This window comes from Pontimicrobium sp. MEBiC01747 (assembly GCF_053601635.1).
The window spans coordinates 1-1,351 of sequence record NZ_JBSHNS010000271.1 but is presented as its reverse complement, the minus strand read 5'-3'; the positions used below and the strand labels follow the sequence as shown (position 1 = coordinate 1,351).

1 protein-coding gene is annotated in these 1,351 nt (G+C 34.9%); it reads left to right on the top strand.

Annotation, left to right across the window (positions count from 1 at the left end; genetic code table 11):
- Positions 1 to 18 precede the first annotated feature (18 nt).
- The coding region (locus ACVC2P_RS09005) for an efflux RND transporter periplasmic adaptor subunit (protein WP_452598144.1) at positions 19 to 1,351 on the top strand (1,333 nt) is incomplete at its 3' end.

The window sequence follows — 1,351 nt, the reverse complement described above, 5'->3', positions numbered from 1 at the left end:
CAATTAAAGTTTAAAACAATGAAAAAATATATAAGTTACACAGGAATATTAGTTGTTGGTTTATTATTGGGTTGGTTATTATTTGGAAATTCATCACAAAAGGAGGCAACGCATAAACATGATGAAGTTGCAGAAACCAATAAAATGTGGACCTGCTCCATGCATCCACAAATTATGCAACCAGAACCAGGCGATTGTCCTATATGCGGAATGGATTTAATTCCTGCAGAAGCAGATGCAGAAGGATTGGCAGTAAACCAATTTAAACTCACTGAAAATGCTATGGCTCTTGCAAACATTCAAACAACAATTGTTGGCAAAGGAACAATTGGAGACAATAATATAAAGTTGTCAGGGAAGATAGTAGAAAACGAAGAAGCAAATGCCGTACAAGTTAGTTACTTTTCTGGCAGAATAGAACACTTAAATGTTAGTTTTACTGGAGAAGAGGTTAAAAAAGGCCAACTGTTAGCAACCATATACTCGCCAGAGTTATACGCAGCACAGCAAGAATTAATAACAGCAGCCTCTTTTAAAGAATCGCAACCAGCACTATACAAAGCAGTCCGTAATAAACTGAAACTATGGAAGCTTTCTGAGAAACAAATCAATCAAATTGAAAAGACCGGAAAAATAAAAGAAAATTTTCCAGTATATGCAACCGTTGCTGGCACAGTTACAGAGAAGCTAGTTGAACAAGGGCAAGCTGTAAAACAAGGACAGCCTTTACTTAAAATAGCAAATTTAAATACGGTTTGGGCAAATTTCGATGTCTATGAAAATAAGATTGATGTGTTTAAAAAAGGTCAAGAAGTTGTTGTAACAACCAATACTTATTCCAATAAAGTATTTAATGGCAAAGTAGATTTTATAGACCCTGTTTTAAATACCAAAACTAGAACAGTAACCTTACGTGTGGTACTCAATAATAAAAATAATGTTTTTAAACCAGGCATGTTTGTTACTGCAAAAGTAAATGGTGTAGAAAATAAAAATAAACAAACTGTTACAGTTCCTGCTTCAGCTGTTTTATGGACAGGTGAACGCTCTGTGGTGTATGTAAAAACAAACCCAAGCCAGCCTATTTTTGAAATGCGTGAAATTACTTTAGGGAATCAAATAGGTAATAAATATGAAGTTTTAGAAGGCTTGTTTAGTGGAAACGAAATTGTAACTAACGGCACATTTACTGTAGATGCCGCAGCACAATTACAAGGTAAAAAATCTATGATGAATAAAGGAGGCGGTAAAACCATGACGGGGCATGAAGGTCATTTGGGAATGGGTAACAGTACATCTAAAAACGCAAGAAATGAAGTTAATATTAATAAGCGTTTGGAAGTGTCTGAGC